The sequence below is a fragment of the Nostoc sp. CALU 1950 genome (genome assembly GCF_051172895.1).
Taxonomy (GTDB): domain Bacteria; phylum Cyanobacteriota; class Cyanobacteriia; order Cyanobacteriales; family Nostocaceae; genus Nostoc; species Nostoc edaphicum_A.
In genome coordinates, this window is sequence record NZ_JBDNJQ010000450.1 from 1 (window position 1) to 306 (window position 306).

Here is a 306-nt window from a genome sequence, read left to right on the forward strand (position 1 = left end):
TTCTTAGTTGCAAGGCTTGCAACAAAAGCGGTTCGGCTTCGCTGTATCTGCCTTGGGAGTAGTAGAGATTTGCTAGGTTGTTGAGACTAAGTGCGACATCTGGATGTTCTTCTCCCAGCAGTTTGCGCGTGAGTGCCAAAGCTTGGATGTGAAGGGGTTCGGCTTCGTCGTATCTGCCTTGGAAGTAGTAGAGTAACGCTAGGTTGTTGAGACTACTGGCGACATATGGATGTTCTTCTCCCAGCAGCTTACGCCTAAGTGCCAAAGCTTGGATTAAAAGGGGTTCGGCTTCGCTGTATCTGCCTT

1 protein-coding gene is annotated in these 306 nt (G+C 49.3%); it reads right to left on the reverse strand.

Features of this window, described 5'->3' with window-relative positions:
- The coding region (locus ABF638_RS38395) for a tetratricopeptide repeat protein (protein WP_435027953.1) at positions 1–306 on the reverse strand (306 nt) is incomplete at both ends.